13 protein-coding genes are annotated in these 16,028 nt (G+C 65.8%); 6 read left to right on the top strand and 7 right to left on the bottom strand.

The genetic code is table 11. The features are described 5' to 3' along the window. Positions 1-2: 2 nt before the first annotated feature. Positions 3-767 carry a trehalose-phosphatase gene (gene otsB, locus JAB8_RS01870; RefSeq protein WP_070218624.1) on the bottom strand — a complete coding sequence of 255 codons (765 nt, stop codon included), beginning with the start codon at positions 765-767 and terminating at the stop codon, positions 3-5. Further along, entirely contained in the window at positions 767-3,043 is a 2,277-nt protein-coding gene (locus JAB8_RS01865; RefSeq protein WP_139142900.1) for a trehalose-6-phosphate synthase, read from the bottom strand. The genes otsB and JAB8_RS01865 overlap by 1 nt, the downstream gene beginning before the upstream one ends. A gap of 260 nt (positions 3,044-3,303) precedes the next feature. Between JAB8_RS01865 and JAB8_RS01860 the strand changes: the two genes are divergently transcribed. The 4 genes from JAB8_RS01860 (at position 3,304) to JAB8_RS29365 (ending at position 7,328) form a co-directional block, all read left to right on the top strand. Next, positions 3,304-4,419: a mechanosensitive ion channel domain-containing protein gene (locus JAB8_RS01860; RefSeq protein ID WP_070218622.1), complete on the top strand. Its 1,116-nt coding sequence runs from the start codon at positions 3,304-3,306 to the stop codon at positions 4,417-4,419. A 49-nt stretch (positions 4,420-4,468) separates the two neighbouring features. Further along, positions 4,469-5,764 (top strand): cation:proton antiporter, encoded by a 1,296-nt coding sequence (locus JAB8_RS01855; protein ID WP_070288188.1) that lies wholly within the window; start codon positions 4,469-4,471, stop codon positions 5,762-5,764. A 120-nt stretch (positions 5,765-5,884) separates the two neighbouring features. Next, the gene (locus JAB8_RS01850; protein ID WP_070288187.1) at positions 5,885-7,066 is read left to right on the top strand and encodes a serine hydrolase domain-containing protein; all 1,182 of its coding nucleotides are present in this window, start codon (positions 5,885-5,887) and stop codon (positions 7,064-7,066) included. A 91-nt stretch (positions 7,067-7,157) separates the two neighbouring features. Beyond that, the gene (locus JAB8_RS29365) at positions 7,158-7,328 is read left to right on the top strand and encodes a hypothetical protein (RefSeq protein ID WP_162995635.1); all 171 of its coding nucleotides are present in this window, start codon (positions 7,158-7,160) and stop codon (positions 7,326-7,328) included. On the opposite strand, the gene JAB8_RS01845 is transcribed toward JAB8_RS29365, so the two are convergent. Continuing rightward, on the bottom strand, positions 7,325-7,708 hold the full coding sequence (locus JAB8_RS01845; RefSeq protein ID WP_046685558.1) for a DUF1232 domain-containing protein: 384 nt from the start codon (positions 7,706-7,708) through the stop codon (positions 7,325-7,327). The two genes, JAB8_RS29365 and JAB8_RS01845, sit on opposite strands and share 4 nt — an antisense overlap. Positions 7,709-7,800: 92 nt before the next feature. Between JAB8_RS01845 and JAB8_RS01840 the strand changes: the two genes are divergently transcribed. Beyond that, positions 7,801-8,898, top strand: a complete 1,098-nt coding sequence (locus JAB8_RS01840; RefSeq protein WP_070288186.1) for a DNA topoisomerase IB — start codon at positions 7,801-7,803, stop codon at positions 8,896-8,898. Here the strand turns inward: JAB8_RS01840 and JAB8_RS01835 are convergent. Further along, complete coding sequence (locus tag JAB8_RS01835) at positions 8,852-9,118, bottom strand: hypothetical protein (protein ID WP_139142899.1); 267 nt, start codon at positions 9,116-9,118, stop codon at positions 8,852-8,854. The genes JAB8_RS01840 and JAB8_RS01835 overlap by 47 nt on opposite strands. Before the next feature lie 228 nt (positions 9,119-9,346). On the opposite strand from JAB8_RS01835, the gene JAB8_RS01830 reads away from it, so the two are divergent. After that, positions 9,347-12,721 carry a hypothetical protein gene (locus JAB8_RS01830; RefSeq protein ID WP_070288184.1) on the top strand — a complete coding sequence of 1,125 codons (3,375 nt, stop codon included), beginning with the start codon at positions 9,347-9,349 and terminating at the stop codon, positions 12,719-12,721. Between the two features lie 6 nt (positions 12,722-12,727). Here JAB8_RS01830 and JAB8_RS01825 read toward each other — a convergent pair whose 3' ends face one another. Genes JAB8_RS01825 through JAB8_RS01815 form a run of 3 tightly spaced genes read right to left on the bottom strand, consistent with a single transcriptional unit; the run spans position 12,728 to position 15,835 of the window. Then, positions 12,728-13,549: a ferritin-like domain-containing protein gene (locus JAB8_RS01825; RefSeq protein WP_070288183.1), complete on the bottom strand. Its 822-nt coding sequence runs from the start codon at positions 13,547-13,549 to the stop codon at positions 12,728-12,730. A 43-nt stretch (positions 13,550-13,592) separates the two neighbouring features. Beyond that, on the bottom strand, positions 13,593-14,516 hold the full coding sequence (gene dsdC / locus JAB8_RS01820; RefSeq protein ID WP_070288182.1) for a DNA-binding transcriptional regulator DsdC: 924 nt from the start codon (positions 14,514-14,516) through the stop codon (positions 13,593-13,595). Next, the gene (locus tag JAB8_RS01815) at positions 14,516-15,835 is read right to left on the bottom strand and encodes a D-serine ammonia-lyase (RefSeq protein WP_070288181.1); all 1,320 of its coding nucleotides are present in this window, start codon (positions 15,833-15,835) and stop codon (positions 14,516-14,518) included. The genes dsdC and JAB8_RS01815 overlap by 1 nt, the downstream gene beginning before the upstream one ends. Positions 15,836-16,028 lie beyond the last annotated feature (193 nt).

The following is a 16,028-nucleotide window of genomic DNA, read 5'->3' as shown; positions in this document are numbered from 1 at the left end:
GGCTACTCCTTCGATGTCGGGGATACGGCAGCGGCCAGCAGCGCAGTGCGCAAGGCGCCGGGGCTGGCCAGGCGCAAGGTGGCGGCGCTGGGGCCGCTGCCCACTTTGACGCCCTGCCCGCCTGCTTGTTGTACAAAGGCAAAGCCTGCCTCGTCGGTGGTGTCGTCGCCCGCGAACACAGGCCGGCGGCCGGCGAATGGGCTTTCCTGCATGAAGGCGGCGATGGCGCCGCCCTTGTCGGTGGCGGCCGGCTTGGCTTCCAGGACCATTTTGCCATGCAACAGCAATACCCCCGGGCACGCTTGCACGGCGGCCGTCATTTCTTGCAAGCACAATTGCTCGAGGTGGGGCGCCAGCCGATAATGCAGGGCCACGGCGCCCCGCTTCCGTTCCACCAGCAAGCCGGGGTGAATCGCCGCCAGCGATTGCGCGCGCGCCAGCACGGGCGCCACGTCGGGCGTGGCGGCCACGTGCAACTGGCCATCGGCGCCGCGCCGCTCCACGCCGTGCACGCCGGCAACAGGCAAGACCAGGGGCGCCAGCATGGCGTCGATCTGCGCGATGGGACGGCCGGAAATGAGGGCCAGCGCGCCGCCATGACGCTCGGCCAGCAGCGCCAGCGCTTCGATGACGCCGGGCGCCACGCGCACGCCGTCGGGCGTGGGCGCCAGGTCGACCAGGGTGCCGTCGAAGTCGAGGAAGACGGCTGTTCCGGGCGCACTCAGCAGCTGCAACAGGGCTGCGCTATCGTCAGGGATATCGGCCATCACATCCCCTTGCGCCGCTTGATGCGGCTGTGGGCGTCGATCTTGGTCATGACCTTGTCGCGCTGGCGCAAGCGGGCCGCGTCCAGCAGCATGCGCCCGGCCCAGCGGTAGACGTTGAAATGTTTGACTCTCGCCCGCATGCTTTTCATGCGCTCGCGCTGTTCCACGGGCGGCATCACGAGGGCGCGGTACAGGGCGTCGGCGCCCTGCTCGATGTGATACGGGTTGATGATCAGCGCTTCATGCAGTTCGCGCGCGGCGCCCGTGAATTGCGACAGCACCAGCACGCCCAGCTCATCGTCGCGCGCGGCGATGAATTCCTTGGCCACCAGATTCATGCCGTCATGCAAGCTTGTCACCATGCACACTTCCGAGGCGCGGAAATAGCGCTGCAAATCGTCCTGGCCATGGTGTTCCGCTTTCAGCAGGATGGGCACGTAGTCGCCGCTGCCGAAGCGGCGGTTGATGCGCTCGACCATCTTGCGCACCCTGGCGTCAAAGCTTTGATATTCGTCAAGCGACGCGCGGCTGGGGGCGGCGATCTGCACGAACGTAAAATTGCCCACCATGCCGGGCTGCTGTTCCAGCATGCGCTCGACGGCCTGGAAGCGCTCGACGATGCCTTTCGTATAGTCAAGGCGGTCCACGCCGATACCCAGCAAGTGGTCAGGCGCCACGCCCAGTTCGGCACGGATTTGCGCGCGGCACGCGGCCACATCGGGCTGCGCCGGGTCATCCTCGGGCCAGGCGATCGAGATCGGGTAATCCTCGACTTGCGTCATCTCGCCGCCATACGAAATGGTCGACGCTTCCGGCTCGATGCGGGTTTCCAGGTAGCGGTCCACCGTTTCGAGGAAATTCTTGCGGTGGAATGGCGTATGGAAACCCAGGATCGTGCTGCCCAGCAAGCCATCGAGGATTTCCTCGCGCCATGGGCAAATGCCGAACGATTCCGAGTTCGGCCAGGGGATATGCCAGAACGTAATAATCGTCGCCTTCGGCAAGGCCTCGCGCACCATGCGCGGCAGCAAGGCGAAGTGATAGTCCTGCACCAGCACGACGGGATTGTCCGTCTTCGCCTCGGCGATCACGGCATCGGCGAAGCGGCGGTTGACTTTGACGTACTGCTCCCAGTCGGACGAGCGGAACACGGGGCGCACGTGGGCGATATGGCACAGCGGCCACATGCCTTCATTAGCAAAACCATAATAATAGCCCTGTTCTTCCTCTTCCGTCAGCCACACGCGGCGCAAGGTATAGCTGGGATTATCAGGCGGCACGGGTACGTGGTCGAGCTTGTCGACCGTCTCGCGGTCGGCGGAACCGGCGCCATGCGCGATCCACGTGCCGGAGCACGCGCGCATCACGGCTTCCACGGCCGTCACCAGGCCGCTGGCCGGGCGCTGCACGCGGATATCGCCGCTGCCGTCATCGGCTTTCGTGTGGATATACGGTTCGCGGTTCGACACGACCAGCACCTGGTCGCCCTGCAAGTCCGCCTCCAGCAAGGCGCGCAGCTTGTCCGGCGTCCAGTCGGACGACCAGCCGTTATCGCCCTGGCGTTCCAGATGGTATTCCTGCAGCAATTCGCGCAAGTCGCCGATCAGCGGCTGCATTTCCGGCGGCGGCGCGGGTGCGGCGGCGGGCGCCGTGGCGGCGGCCACTGCGCCATTGCTTTTCGGCAGCAACTCGCCCCGTAAAATATCCTTCACGGCCGACAGCCAGCCGCGCCAGCTCAGGTGGGCGACGAACACGGTCATCAGGGAAATGAGCACGGCCAGCACGGCCAGGAAGGCAAAAATAAAACGCTTGGTATCGGTATTGCGGCGCTCGACAAAGCTCATGTCCTGCACCAGCACCAGGCGGCCCAGCTGCGAGGCGTCCTGCATCACGGGCGTTTCGCTCAGGTGGACTTGCCCTTGCGGCAATTGCGCCAGGGATTTGTACAAACCGCCCGTCGATGGCGTGCTCCAGCAGCCGATGGAAGTTGGGTATTGCGCGGACTGGTACAGCAAGTGGCCCCCGTTGTCGCAAAAGCCGATGGCGATCAGGCGTTCGTCGCGCGTGGCGCCCTGGAACAGTTCGCCGATGCGCGCGGCGTCTTGCGCAGGCAGGTATTCGGTGAGCGAGGGGCGGAGGGTTCCAGCGAGCAATTCAGCCCGGCTGTCGAGGTCGCGCACATACCAGCGCAGGGTAATATTGTCTAACAGGGGTACCACGATATAAGCAAACAGTCCCAGCACGAGGGCAAGCGGCAGGATGAAGCGCAAGGACATGCGGAGTGATCGTACTATCATCGGTTTCCTTTGCAAAAACAAAAAGCATGGCAAGTATGACTATGTTTCCAATGCGGCGACGCCCGCTTGCTTTCCGTATTGAAACGTCAACGTGGCATGGCGCAGCGCAGCAATTTCTTCCAGTATCCGCCTTGACCGAAGTCTTATCCGTACGGCAACGCACGCCCCCGCGACGTCATCTGCCCGTAAAATACCCGCTTCCGACATCCATTTCACTTATCAATAAGGAGTTTTCGCCTATGGATCTCAGCACGTTTCACTCGCTGATGGGAGGCCCGCTGCGCTCGGCGCTGACCGTGCTCGTTTCCGCCCTGCTCGTCACCCTCGTCGCCATCGGCGTGCACCGGGCCGGCATCGGCTTGCTGAAAAGACTGGCCCATGGCCACGCGCTGGCCAGCAACGTGGCGCGCGTGGCCTTCCGCGCCAGCCAGCTGTGCCTGATCGTCTTCGGCCTGCGCATGGTGCTGGCCAGCGCGCCCGACGACACGCCGGGCCTCGTCGCCATGTCGCACCTGGCCAGCGTGGCGCTGATCATCGCGCTGACCTGGCTGGCCATGCAATGCATCGAGTCGCTCAGCATCACGATTTCCCAGATCAATCCCGTCGATGCGGCCGACAACCTGCGCGCGCGGCGCCGGATCACGCAAGCACGCGTGCTCACGCGCAGCGCGCATGCCATCGTCGTCCTGCTGGGCGTGTCCTTCGTGCTGCTGACCTTGCCCGGCGCAAGGCAGATCGGCGCCAGCCTGCTGGCCTCGGCCGGCGTGGCTGGCCTGGTGGCCGGTATTGCCGCCCGGCCCGTGCTCGGCAATTTCATTGCAGGGCTGCAAATTGCGTTTTCGCAACCGATCCGCATCGATGACGTGCTGATCGTCAATGGCGAGTGGGGAACGGTGGAGGAAATCAAGGGGACCTACGTGGTCGTGCGCGTGTGGGATGAACGCCGGCTGATCGTGCCGCTGCAATGGTTCATCGAAAATCCGTTCGAGAACTGGACGCATACCTCCTCCGACATCCTCGGCACGGTGTTCCTGTGGCTCGATTTCAGCATCCCGATCGAGCCCCTGCGGGCGGAACTGACGCGCATCTGCGCATCCGCCAAGCAATGGGACGGCCGCGTCTGCACCGTGCAGGCGACGGATTCGAACGAGCGGGCCGTGCGCGTGCGTTTCCTGATCAGCGCGGTGGATTCAGGCACGGCGTTTGAATTGCGCTGCCTCGTGCGCGAGCAGATGCTGGCCTTTATCACGACCAATTATCCGCACAGCCTGCCCCGCTTGCGCTCCACGCTCGACCCCATCGAGCTGCACGCCATGCAGGCGCAGAACGATACGGTGCAGTTGTACAAGGCATAACAAAACCTGCGGCGCGCTGCCCCGGCCCATGCGCCGCTAGAATAGGAGCATGAGCACCACCGCCTGGTTCATCCTGATCGGTTGCCTGATGCTGGCGCGTGGCCTGGGCGCCGACGGCATCGCGCGCCTGCCATTGACCTCGGCCATGGCTTACCTGGGCGTGGGCCTGCTGCTGGGCCCCCTGTTCCTCGGCCTGTTCTCGTTCGACCTGGTGCAACAGGCGCCCCTGCTGGAAACCCTGACGGAAATCGCCGTCCTCATCTCCCTGTTTTCCGCCGGCGTCAAAATGCCCGTGCCCTTCAGCCTGGCGCGCTGGCTGCCTTCGCTGCGCCTGGCGTGGCTGTCGATGACCATTTCCGTGGCCCTCGTGGCGGCCTTTGCCTGCCTGGTGCTGGACCTGCCGTTGGGCGCGGGCATCCTGCTGGGCGCCATCCTCGCACCCACCGACCCTGTGCTGGCCACCGACGTGCAGCTGCGCCATGCGGGCGACAGCGAGCAATTGCGCTTCATGCTGACCAGCGAGGCGGGCATGAACGATGGCAGCGGTTTTCCTTTCGTCATGCTGGGCCTGGGCTTGCTGGGCTTGCATGAACTGGGGCCGCATGGCGCCACCTGGCTGTGGCGCGATTTACTCTGGGCCAGCGCGGGCGCCATCGCCCTGGGCGCGGCCGGCGGCGCGCTGCTGGCCTGGCTGGGCTGGCAGCTGCGCGCCAAGGAGCCGAAGCATGAAGTGCTCGATGACCTGGCGGCCCTGGGTCTGATCGCCCTCGTCTACGGCGTGTCCACCTGGCTGCACGCGTGGGGCTTCCTGGCCGTGTTCTTTGCCGGCGTGGCCTTGCGCCAGACGGAACTACGGCTGGCCGGCGCGCCGAAAGACCGGCAAGGCTTGCTGCAGGCGGAAGAAACCCATGCCGTGTCCGCCGCCAAACCGCACGACAGCGAGGTGACGCTGACCGTCAGCGGCGAAGCCCTCGTCTTCAAGGAACATCTGGAACGCCTGTCCGAACTGACCCTGGTGCTGTTGCTGGGCGGCGCCGTCACGGCCGCCGCCTGGAGCTGGCGGGCATGGAGCGTGGCGCTGTTCCTGCTGCTGGTGGCGCGTCCGGCCAGCGTGATGCTCGGCTTGCTGGCTTCCGGCACCAGCGTGCGGCTGCGGGGGCTGGCCGCCTGGTTCGGCGTGCGCGGCATCGGCTCGCTGTACTACCTCAGCTATGCCATCGCGCATGGCTTGCCGCGCGGCCTGGCGCGCGAACTGGCCGACATCACCCTCGTCGTCGTCATCCTCTCCATCGTCGTGCACGGTCTGACGGTCAAGCCTTTGCTGGAACGCTACTGGCGCAAGTAACTGGCCAAACAAGCACCCGCCGCTCCCTTTGTCATTGCTGCAAAGCAATGATTTGTCAATTGCCCCTATGGCGGACGGAAATATTGTTAAGATAATTAAAAATGGCAAAAGAGAGAATCAATGAAACGACGAAGCATGCTGGGACTGGGCGTCTCACTGGCCCTGCTGCAAACGGGCTGCGCCACCGATCCGGCCAGGCTGGCGTGGGAAACGGAATTTGACGGCTTCATGCGCGATGGCCTGGCCCGCACGGAAACGCCGGGCATGAGCGTGGCCGTGGTGCGCGGCGAACAAACCGTCTTCGCGCGCGGCTATGGCTGGGCCGACATCCAGGCCGGCAAGAAGGCTGATGCGAACACGGTGTTCCATGTCGCCTCCGTCAGCAAACTCGTCACGGCCACGGCCGTCATGATGCTGCTGGAACAGGGCGCCTTCCAGCTCGACGACAAGGTGGCGGCCTACCTGGACTTTCCGCTCATGCATCCGAAGTTTCCCGACGTGCCCATCACCTTCCGTCATTTGCTCAGCCACACCTCGGGCATTTCCGACGCCGTGTACGACAAGACGACGGCGTTTGCCGTCCAGGGCGACCCGCGCCTGCCCCTGCGCGACTTCGTCAAGGGCTATCTGTCGCGCGGCGGCGCCTGGTATGACGCGGATGTGTCGTTTGCCGCCCGGCCCGGCACGGAATGGCGCTACAGCAATGTCGGCATCGCCCTGCTCGGCTATCTGGTCGGCCGTTTGAACCCCGATGGCCTCGACGCCTACACGCGCGAGCACCTGTTCGAACCGCTGGGCATGGACAGCACGGCCTGGAACTTGGCCGGCTTGCCGCGGCGCGCCGTCGTCGCCCAGCCGTACGCGCACAAGGAGCCGGGCCTGCAAGCGCTGCCGCCCGTCGGCTATCCGGACTGGCCGGCCGGCCTGCTGCGCAGCTCGGCGCAGGACTTTGCCCGTTTCCTGGCCATTTTCAGCAATGGCGGCCGGGTCGATGGCCACCGCTACCTGCAAGACGCGACGCTGCAACTGTTTTTCGCCCCGCAAGCGGCCCCCGTCGTGCCCGCCGATTCATCCGTGCAGCAAGCGCTGGTGTGGCTGCTGCGCGACGTCGACGGCCGGGCGCTGGCCACGCACAGCGGCGGCGACCCGGGGGCCGCGTCCGTCGTCTGCGTCGACCGGGCCAGCAAGACGGCCGTGCTGGCCTTCGCGAACGTCAGCGCCGACAAGGAGTTTCGTTCATTCCAGAAAGAAGTCGTGCTGCGCCTGCTCGCGCACGGGGCCGGCGGCGCGCCAGCCAGGTAGGCATGGCGCTTGTGTTAGCGGGCGCACGGTAGCGCCTGGGCAAGAACGTATGCTGTGCTGGTCAAACTTGACCATCAACGAGGAGACCAGCATGACGAACCGCATCGGCAACAAGGACGTGGCGCAGCAGCGCAGCAAGAGTGAAAAAGCCCGCATCAAGGCGCAGAACATCGCCGCCGAGGCGGTGAAGAAGGCTGAAGCCAGGGCCAGGTACCGCAACGCCGTCAAAGGCCAGCCGGGTCTGCCCGCTGCCGGCGGTTAGGCGCCGAACCAGCCGCGCAGTTTCTCGGCGGCCCGTTCCTTGACCTCGGCCGTGATGTAGGTGGCGACGGTGGCGACGGCCGCCGCCAGCACGGCCAGGTCATCCGCATAGCCGACCACGGGCGTAATGTCGGGAATCGCATCGATGGGTGAAATGAAATAGCCGAGCGCGCCGTAAATGGCCGTCTTGGCCCACAGCGGGGTGTTCGGCTGCTGGGCCGCGTAGTACAGCCACAGGGCTTTTTCGATGACTTCGCGCCCCGCCGTCTTGGCGAACTTGACGACCTTGTCCCAGAAGCTGTCATCCGTGTATTTCTTTTCATACTGCTTGTCGGCCTGGGGGGCGTGGTCTTCTTCCAGATTCTTTTTTCTGCCAAACATCTGCTGCTCCTGTCTGCCGCGCACGGCGTTACGAATGCGCACCTTAGCATAATGGCGCGCCGGGTGGGCGGCCTGCAAGGTAAGCTATCGTCATGGAAATATCTGCCACCACCACGGCCCGCGCCGCCGGCCTGCGCTACACGGGGGACCATCAGAACGGCATCGCCCGATCGGGCAAGCCCGGCAAGTTCCGCTACCGCGACGCGGACGGCCAGATCGTGCGCGATAGCGCCGCCTTGACGCGCATCAAGGCGCTGGCCATCCCGCCCGCCTGGACGGACGTGTGGATATGCCCGCACGCGAATGGCCATTTGCAGGCGACGGGACGCGATGCGCGTGGCCGCAAGCAGTACCGCTACCATGCGCGCTGGCGCCAGGTGCGCGACGAAGTGAAATATGAACGCATGCTCAGCTTTGGCCGCGCCCTGCCCGCCATCCGCGCCGCCGTCGCGCGCGGCATGCAGCTGCCGGGCTTGCCACGTGAAAAAGTGCTGGCCACCATCGTGCACCTGCTGGAATTGACGATGATGCGCATCGGCAACGAAGAATATGCGCGCGCGAACAAATCGTTCGGCCTGACCACCCTGCGCACGCGCCACGTGCAGGTCGACGGCAGCGCCGTGGCCTTTCACTTCAAGGGCAAGAGCGGCGTGCGCCACGATATCCGCCTGAGCGACCGCAAGCTGGCCACAGTGCTGCGGCGCATGCGCGAGTTGCCGGGCCAGGAACTGTTTCAATACATCGATGACGATGGCGCTCGCCACGGCGTCGATTCGGGCGACGTCAACGATTATCTGCGCGAGGTGACGGGCGAAGACTACACGGCCAAGGATTTCCGCACCTGGTCCGGCACCCTGCTGGCCGCGCTGGCCCTGCAGGCGTTCGAGCAGGTCGATTCCGATGCGCAAGCGAAGAAAAACATCGTGCAGGCGATCGAGTCCGTGGCGAAAAAACTGGGCAACACGCCGACGATCTGCCGCAAGTGCTATGTGCACCCGGCCGTGCTGGAATCGTATCTGGAGGGCAGTTTATTGGAAGGCATGCGCGCGCGGGCGCAGGAGCAATTACGGGAAGAACTGCCGGCGCTGGCGCCGGAGGAAGCGGCCGTGCTGGCCTTGCTGCAGCAGCGCCTGCAGAGTGCGGTCAAGCCTGGCGCGCGGGCTGGCGCTGGCACTGGGCCGACAGCGTGAGGGCATCGCTGCGGCACACGGGCAAGGCGCCATGCCCCGCTTCGCGCGCCACGGGGGCCGGCGCGGCATCGCCGTTCTGCGCCTCGCCCGCATTCATCAAAGTGGCCGCCAGGGTCGAAAAGGTGAACAGGCAGATCAGCAGGAATGGCTTGTTCACGTGAAGGGACTGGCCTGGCTTTTGCATCGCATACTCCGTCGGACTGGTTGGCTGTTGCAGCATGGACACGATCATCGCGTGTTTCCACAAGGCATACAATCAGACGGTTTCGACAAGACGGGTAGGACAGCGCTGACAGACTCAGCCATAAATGCCGATGTCGGCAAATTTGACACCTGCTCCGGCCCGTCCGAGACTAGCCCTTGTTTTTGCAGCATAATCCAGACAGGAACGTTTCCTGCTTGACCTCTCGCCTGGGCACGCTTGGCGCCAGTCAACGGGGGAACGATCATGAGCTTTATCAAACAAGTGCTGCTGGCGCTGCTGCTATGCGCAATGTCGGCCGCGCACGCCACCAGCATCGGCTACACGGCAACGTCGCTGGGCGGCACGCAGTGGCGCTACGACTACACGGTCAGCAATACCACTCTGGCCGTGCCCATCGAGGAATTCACCTTGTTCTTCAGCGTGGGCCAGTTCGCCAACCTGCAGAGCGTCTCCACGGCGCCGGGCTGGGACGTGCTGCTGGTGCAGCCCGATCCCGCCATTCCCGCCAGCGGCTACCTCGACGCGCTGGCGCTGGCCGGCGGCATCGCCCCCGGCGCCACGGCCACGGGCTTTTCCGTCACCTTCGATTACCTGGGCGCGGGCAGTCCCGGCACCCAGCCGTTTTCCATCCTCGACCCCGTCTCCTTCATCGAACTGGAGGCAGGCATCACGCAGCCGGCCGCCGTGCCCCTGCCCTCCACGCCATGGCTGCTGCTGGCCGGCGTGCTGGGCTTGGCGTGCCTGCGGCGCCGGCAGCTGGCGTGTGCCGCGCTGGCCACAGGCCTGGCGCTCGGCCTGTGCGCCTGCGGCGGCCCCAACGATCCCACGCAGTCGCCCGCGCCGAAGGTCATGCTGGCGGCAGCGGCAGCCACAGTCCAGGCCGCCGGCGACTTTGAAGTGACGATGCTCGATAAAGTGGCTGAACAGCGCGTCAGCCGCACGGTCTGGGACTACACTTACCGCGTGCACATCCGCAACAATGGCAGCGAGGCGGCCGGCAATGTGCAAGCCGTGCTGGCCAGCGCGCCAGAAGGCAGCACCATCATCGATGGCGACGTGCAGGCCGGCAGCATCGGCGCGGGCGCCACCGTCACGCCCGCTGACACCATCACCCTGCGCATCGAGCGCAGCATCGCCTTCCAGAGCGCCGGCCTGACCTGGACTTTCAGCACCAGCACCGGCATCGCCCTCGACCCCGTGCGGCCCGCGCAAGTGGTCGTGCTGCCGCTGTCCGGGCTGGGCTTTCCCGACGGCGCCGACAGCGTCAAGGCCAGCGGCGCCGTCACGGACGTGCTGCTGCAGGAAGGCAGCCTGCGCTTTTCCACGCCGGGCGACACGGGCGTCGACCAGCATGCGCAATTTTCCCTCAGCAAGGGCGGCAAGGTCACCATCCTGGATCTGCTGATCCAGACCGAACTGCCGACGGCCGTGGAAACCTATGTGGAGCCGAACGACGACGGCAGCGTGCCCGCGGCGGCGCCCGTGCTGGCCATCACTGGGCTGGGGCCGAACAACCGCCTGCAGCCGGGCGGCCTGGGATTGCGCCTCGTGGGCGCGCCGCCGCTGGCCCTGCAGGATGACAGCGACGGTCTGCTGTCCGGCCCGGATGGCATGGCCATCAGCCTCAAGAGCTACTGGACGTTCGATGCGGCCAGCGGCACCTTCAGCATCGGCGCCACGGCCATGCAGCAACTGCTGGCACCCTTGCCCAACGGCAGCTACGACTTGAACCTCAATTTCGTCTCGCAGGATGGCGAGTTCACGGCCAGCTATGCCTTGATCGTCATCAAGTCCGGCATCGTGCTGCAAGGACAGCTGCGCACGCCCGCAGGCGGCAATGCCACGGGACTGGCCGGCAAGAAAATGTTATTGGCCGGCTACAACAACCGCCAGCGCCAGGTAGCCGTGGTCGACGCCACGGGCGCCTTCCACTTCGATGGCGTGCTGCCCGACACCTACCAGCTGACCTTGAACGACCTCGTCCATCCAAACGTGGTCAGCGTCAGCGCCGTCGTCTTCAACAGCAGCAGCAACGTCAATGTCGACATCGTCTACCCGTATGCGGCGAGCCCGGCCTTGCGCGCCGAGGCGAAGACCTATACCGCCGGCAGCGTCACGCAGGATGGCGCCGCGCCGCCCGCGCGCGAGGTGCCCGCCAGCCATCGCGCCGCGGGCGACGTCACGCCGCAGGATGACGCGGACAGCAAGACCTTCACGGCCACGGCGGCCGCGCAAAACCAGACCATCAGCTCGCCCATCGCCTTCACGGTGCCCAAGGATACGAAAAACGTGGGCGTGAAAATCACCGTCAGCACGGCCGAGTATCCCGTCTACACGACGGCGCAAAGCCAGTACAACGATACCTGGTCCTATTCCGTGACGGGGCTGCCCGGGGTCAACCTGGCCGCCGCAGGCGCCGTCAACCAGAGCCACTTTACGCAGGGCACCATCGTCAGGACCGAGTGCGTCGATGTCAGCAAGCAAACCAAGGATGGGGCGTTGACCCTGGGCGGCAATGTCAGCGCCACGAATATCGGCGACAGCGCTCTGGCCACCGTGACGACGGTGGAACTGAGCCTCGCGTGCAAGGGCTTGAAGGTGACGCTGGCAAAATTCCTTTCGCCCAACAAGGATGCCCACCCCGTGTTGCAGCCGATCAAGTTGACGGGCAATCTGCCGGGACCGTATGTATCCGTGTCGCAAGGAAACGCCACGGCCACGCACACCTTGCCGCTGGAATTGCACTACACGCCGGCGGCGGCGACGATTACGGAAGTGAACATCGGCATTGCGTCCGGCGGCGGCGACCCCGCCTTCAGCACGCAGAATTTATTGTCCCAGACCAATACCAAGACTGCCGGCACCGTGAAATTTCCCAGCCTGGTGCTGCCCGCCTTTGCCGGCGCCAAGCTCGACAAGAAGGCCGTCGTCACGGTGCGCCTGAAGGGCCGCATCGACAATACCGATGCCAGCTCCGACCCGGCCGAAGGGGGACAAGTGGCGTTCAAGGGCGACACGGCCTATATCCCCCTGTACCTGGCCAACGACGAGGCGGCGCTGGCGGCGCGGCGCTACGGCACGCGCGATCCTGGCGGCGATTCGTGGGCCACGCGCCTGGCCATCGCCTGGCTGGCGGGCAAGGCTTACCGTTTCGACGACATCAGCGGCCAGCACGTGACGCAGACGGCAACGGGCCGGTCCATCCTCGGCCACAGCGGCCACAGCGACGGCCAGCAGATCGACCTGCGCTACGCGGACGGCGCCGGCGGCTATACGGACGCGCTGGGCGGCCAGAACGACGGCGCCGCCATTCACCAGCTGATCAACGACGCAAAAGCGGAAGTGGTGGCCAACCCCGCGCAAAAGCCGAAACTGGCAGCCCTGCTGGCGTGGATCGCGGCAAACCGGGCCATGCTGGCCCTGGAAGCGGCGCAGGCCAGCACGCGCGTCATCTACATCGGCCCCAGTTTCATCAAGCGGGCCCTCGTCGACGGGCGTTTTTCCGCCGCCCCTACCGACAATATCCCCGGCGCCGGGGCCTGGACCAAGCCGGCAAAAGTGCACATCGAGGCGGGACACCTGAGCCACTGGCACATCAGCATCACGGCCCATCCGTAAGCATGGTCAGGCGGGCAGATCGGACAATTCCAGCTCCGAAAACCCCGCCCGCCGCCGCGCTTCCAGGTTGAACGGGCCGCGCAGGGTGGGCGCCTCGTAGCGCAGCGCCAGTTCCGCATACGTCGCGCGCAGCTCCAGGCCGCGCTGCCCGCACAGATAGCCGTACCAGCGGTTGCCGATCTCGACGTGCCCCACTTCGTCGCGCAAGATGATGTCGAGGATGGCTGCGGCGGCCATGTCGCCCGCCTGCGCCAGCTTGGCGCGCAGCGGCGGAATCGCATCGAGGCCCCGCGCTTCCAGGGTGCGCGGCACCAGCGCCATGCGCGCCAGCACGTCGCCGCGCGTCTTGTCGACCATTTCCCACAGGCTGTCGTGGCCGGGGAAGTCGCCATACGTGTGGCCCAAGACCTGCAGGTGCGCCTGCAGCATGGCAAAGTGCGTCGCTTCCTCCTTCGCCACGCGCAGCCAGTCCATATAGTATTCGGCCGGCAGGTCCGGGAAGCGCCACAGGGCATCGAGCGCCAAATTCATCGCGTTGAATTCGATATGCGCGAGCGCGTGCACCAGCATGGCGCGCCCTTCCGGCGTGATCATCGAACGCCGCCCCACCAGGCGCGGCGGCACCAGTTCCGGACGCTCGGGCCGGCCCGGCACGGCGCCCGTGGGCGCCAAGTCCGCCTGCGCGTCGAGTGCCAACGGCGCCTCGGCCATGGCGGCTACCATCGCCACCTTGGTTGCCGGGTCCGGTTCCAGCAGGCAGGCCAGCGCAGTGCTGCGTAACTCGCGCAATTGCGCCGGCGCGGTGGGGGGCGATGGGGAGGGCTGCATGGGTGTTCTTTCTGGCGTGTGCTTCAACAAGGGGCGCAGTGTATCAAATTGCCTGCCCCAGCAGCCAATCGAACAAGGCCTGCACGCGCGCCGGCAGCGCGGCGTGTGCGCTGTGCACGAGGTAATACGCCTGCGGGCTGGGCAAGTTAAAAGGGCCGAACGGCAAAACCAGCTGCCCGCTGGCCAGCCACGGCTGCACCAGCTGGCGCCGGCCCATGGCCACGCCCGCGTGGTGGATGGCCGCCTGCGCGCACAGGTCGGCGCGGTCGAAACGCAGGCTGCGCGCCGGCAAGGTCACCTCCGGCGCCTGCCCGTCCAGCCACAACCGCCACTCGGCGTCGGGCGCGCAGGCGGGCCAGGCCAGGGTGTCGTGCAGCAGCGTCGCGCTGGACAGCTGATGCGGCGCGTCAAACAAGCCGTGTTCGCGCGCATAGTGCGGGCTGCACGCGGGCGCCAGCCATTCCTCCATCAGCTTGCGCGATGCCAGGCCGGGAAAGTGGCCGTCGCCATAGTGCAAGGCCAGGTCGACCTGGCCGGCGCGAAAGTCCACGCTTTCATTGTCCACGCGCAAGTCGACCGACACGTCCGGATACTGTGCAGCGAAGCCTGCCAGGCGCGGCACCAGCCAGCACTGGGCGATGGACGGGCGCGCATGCACGGTGATGCTGCCCGCCAGCGCATCGCCGCCGGCCAGCGCCGCCTGCAAGCCATCCCAGCCGATTTGCAGGGCGGCAAAGATGCGCTCGCCGTCGGCCGTCAGTTTGACTTGCCGCGTCAGGCGCTGGAACAGCCGCAAGCCCAGGCTGCTTTCCAGCCGCGCGATGCGGTGGCTGACGGCGCTGGGCGTGAGCGCCAGTTCCTGCGCGGCCAGCGCGAAGCTGGCATGGCGCGCCGCCACGAGAAAGGTGTGCAGGTTGGCGAACTGGCTGGCCGTCAGCGTGGACATGCGCGGCATGCCGGGCGGCATCAGGCGGCTCCGGCCGCCAGCAAGGCGCGGCCGCGCGCCACGTAGGCAGCCATTTCCTGCTCGGGCACCATGCTGCCGCCCGTACCCCACACGAGGTGGGTGGCCGTTTCCAGCTGCGCCTGGTATTGCGGCGCGGCCAGCACGGCAGGGATGCCCGCGAAACCGGCCACGGCGGACGGTTCCAGGCGCAAGCCTTGCGTTTGCTCAAGCGTCGCCAGCAAGCGGTACAGTTCTTCATCGGTGACGGTGGCGTAGCCGTCGATCAGCCGCTGCATGGCGCGCCCGACGAAGCCGGACGGGCGTCCCACGGCCAGTCCATCGGCGGCCGTCAGGTTGTCGATGCCGATCTCCTGCACACTGATTCCCTCGTGCAAGCCCGTGTGCACGCCCAGCAGCATGCACGGCGAGTGGGTCGGCTCGACGAAGACGCAGTGAACAAAATCGCCAAAGGCCAGCTTCAAGCCGAAGGCCACGCCGCCGGGACCGCCGCCCACGCCGCACGGCAGGTAGACGAACAGCGGGTGATGCGCATCGACCGCGACGCCGGCAGCGTCAAACTGGGCTTTCAGGCGCTGGCCCGCCACCGCATAGCCGAGGAACAGATCGTGCGAATTTTCATCGTCGACGAAGTGGCAGGTGGGGTCGTTCTCCGCCTGCTGGCGCCCCGCTTCCACGGCCACGCTGTAGTCGGTCGCGTACTCGACGACGGTGACGCCGTGGCTGCGCAATTTATCCTTCTTCCATTGCCGCGCATCGGCCGACATGTGCACGGTGGCGCGAAAGCCCAGACGCGCGCTCATGATGCCGATCGACAAACCCAGGTTGCCCGTGGAGCCGACGGCGATCGCATACTGGCCAAAGAAGGCGCGCACGGCGTCGCTGGCCAGCAGGCTGTAGTCATCGCCCTCCTTCAGCAAGCCCGCGTCCAGCGCCAGCATTTCCGCATGTTTCAACACTTCATAGATGCCGCCGCGCGCCTTGATCGAGCCGGAAATGGGCAAATGACTGTCCTGCTTGAGCCACAGCTGACCGCTCGTCATGTCTAAGGCCGCCTGCATGGCGGGCAGCGGCACGACGGGCGACTCGATGACGCCGCCGCTGGCCTGCGTTTCCGGAAACGCCTTGGCCAGGTACGGCGCGAAGCGCGCCAGGCGCGCGCTGGCATCGGCCACGTCGTCCGCCGTCAAGCCCACATCCTTCAAACCCTCGGCCGCCGGGGCGATGCGGGGATTGAACCAGCTCAAGGGCTGCAAGGCCATCAGTTCTGCAATCAGGGGAAATTTTTCGCGCAGCGCGGCGATGGCGGGAGTGGGCAGCATGGCAACCTCGTGTAGGAACAAGCCATGATTAGAGCGCATCCGGGCGCCGCTGGCAAACGATGGTTGATCAGGCAATGCATGAGGGAATGTCATCTATCACGCATTCATCCCCAGGCACTAACCTTGGCCCATAGCTAAATTTAATTCTTGAAGGCACTATCGATTAAAGAAAAATTTCCACAAAGTCACAAAA

The sequence above is a fragment of the Janthinobacterium sp. HH106 genome, assembly GCF_001758725.1.
Lineage (GTDB): Bacteria > Pseudomonadota > Gammaproteobacteria > Burkholderiales > Burkholderiaceae_D > Janthinobacterium.
This window is presented reverse-complemented; position numbering and strand designations above follow the sequence as displayed.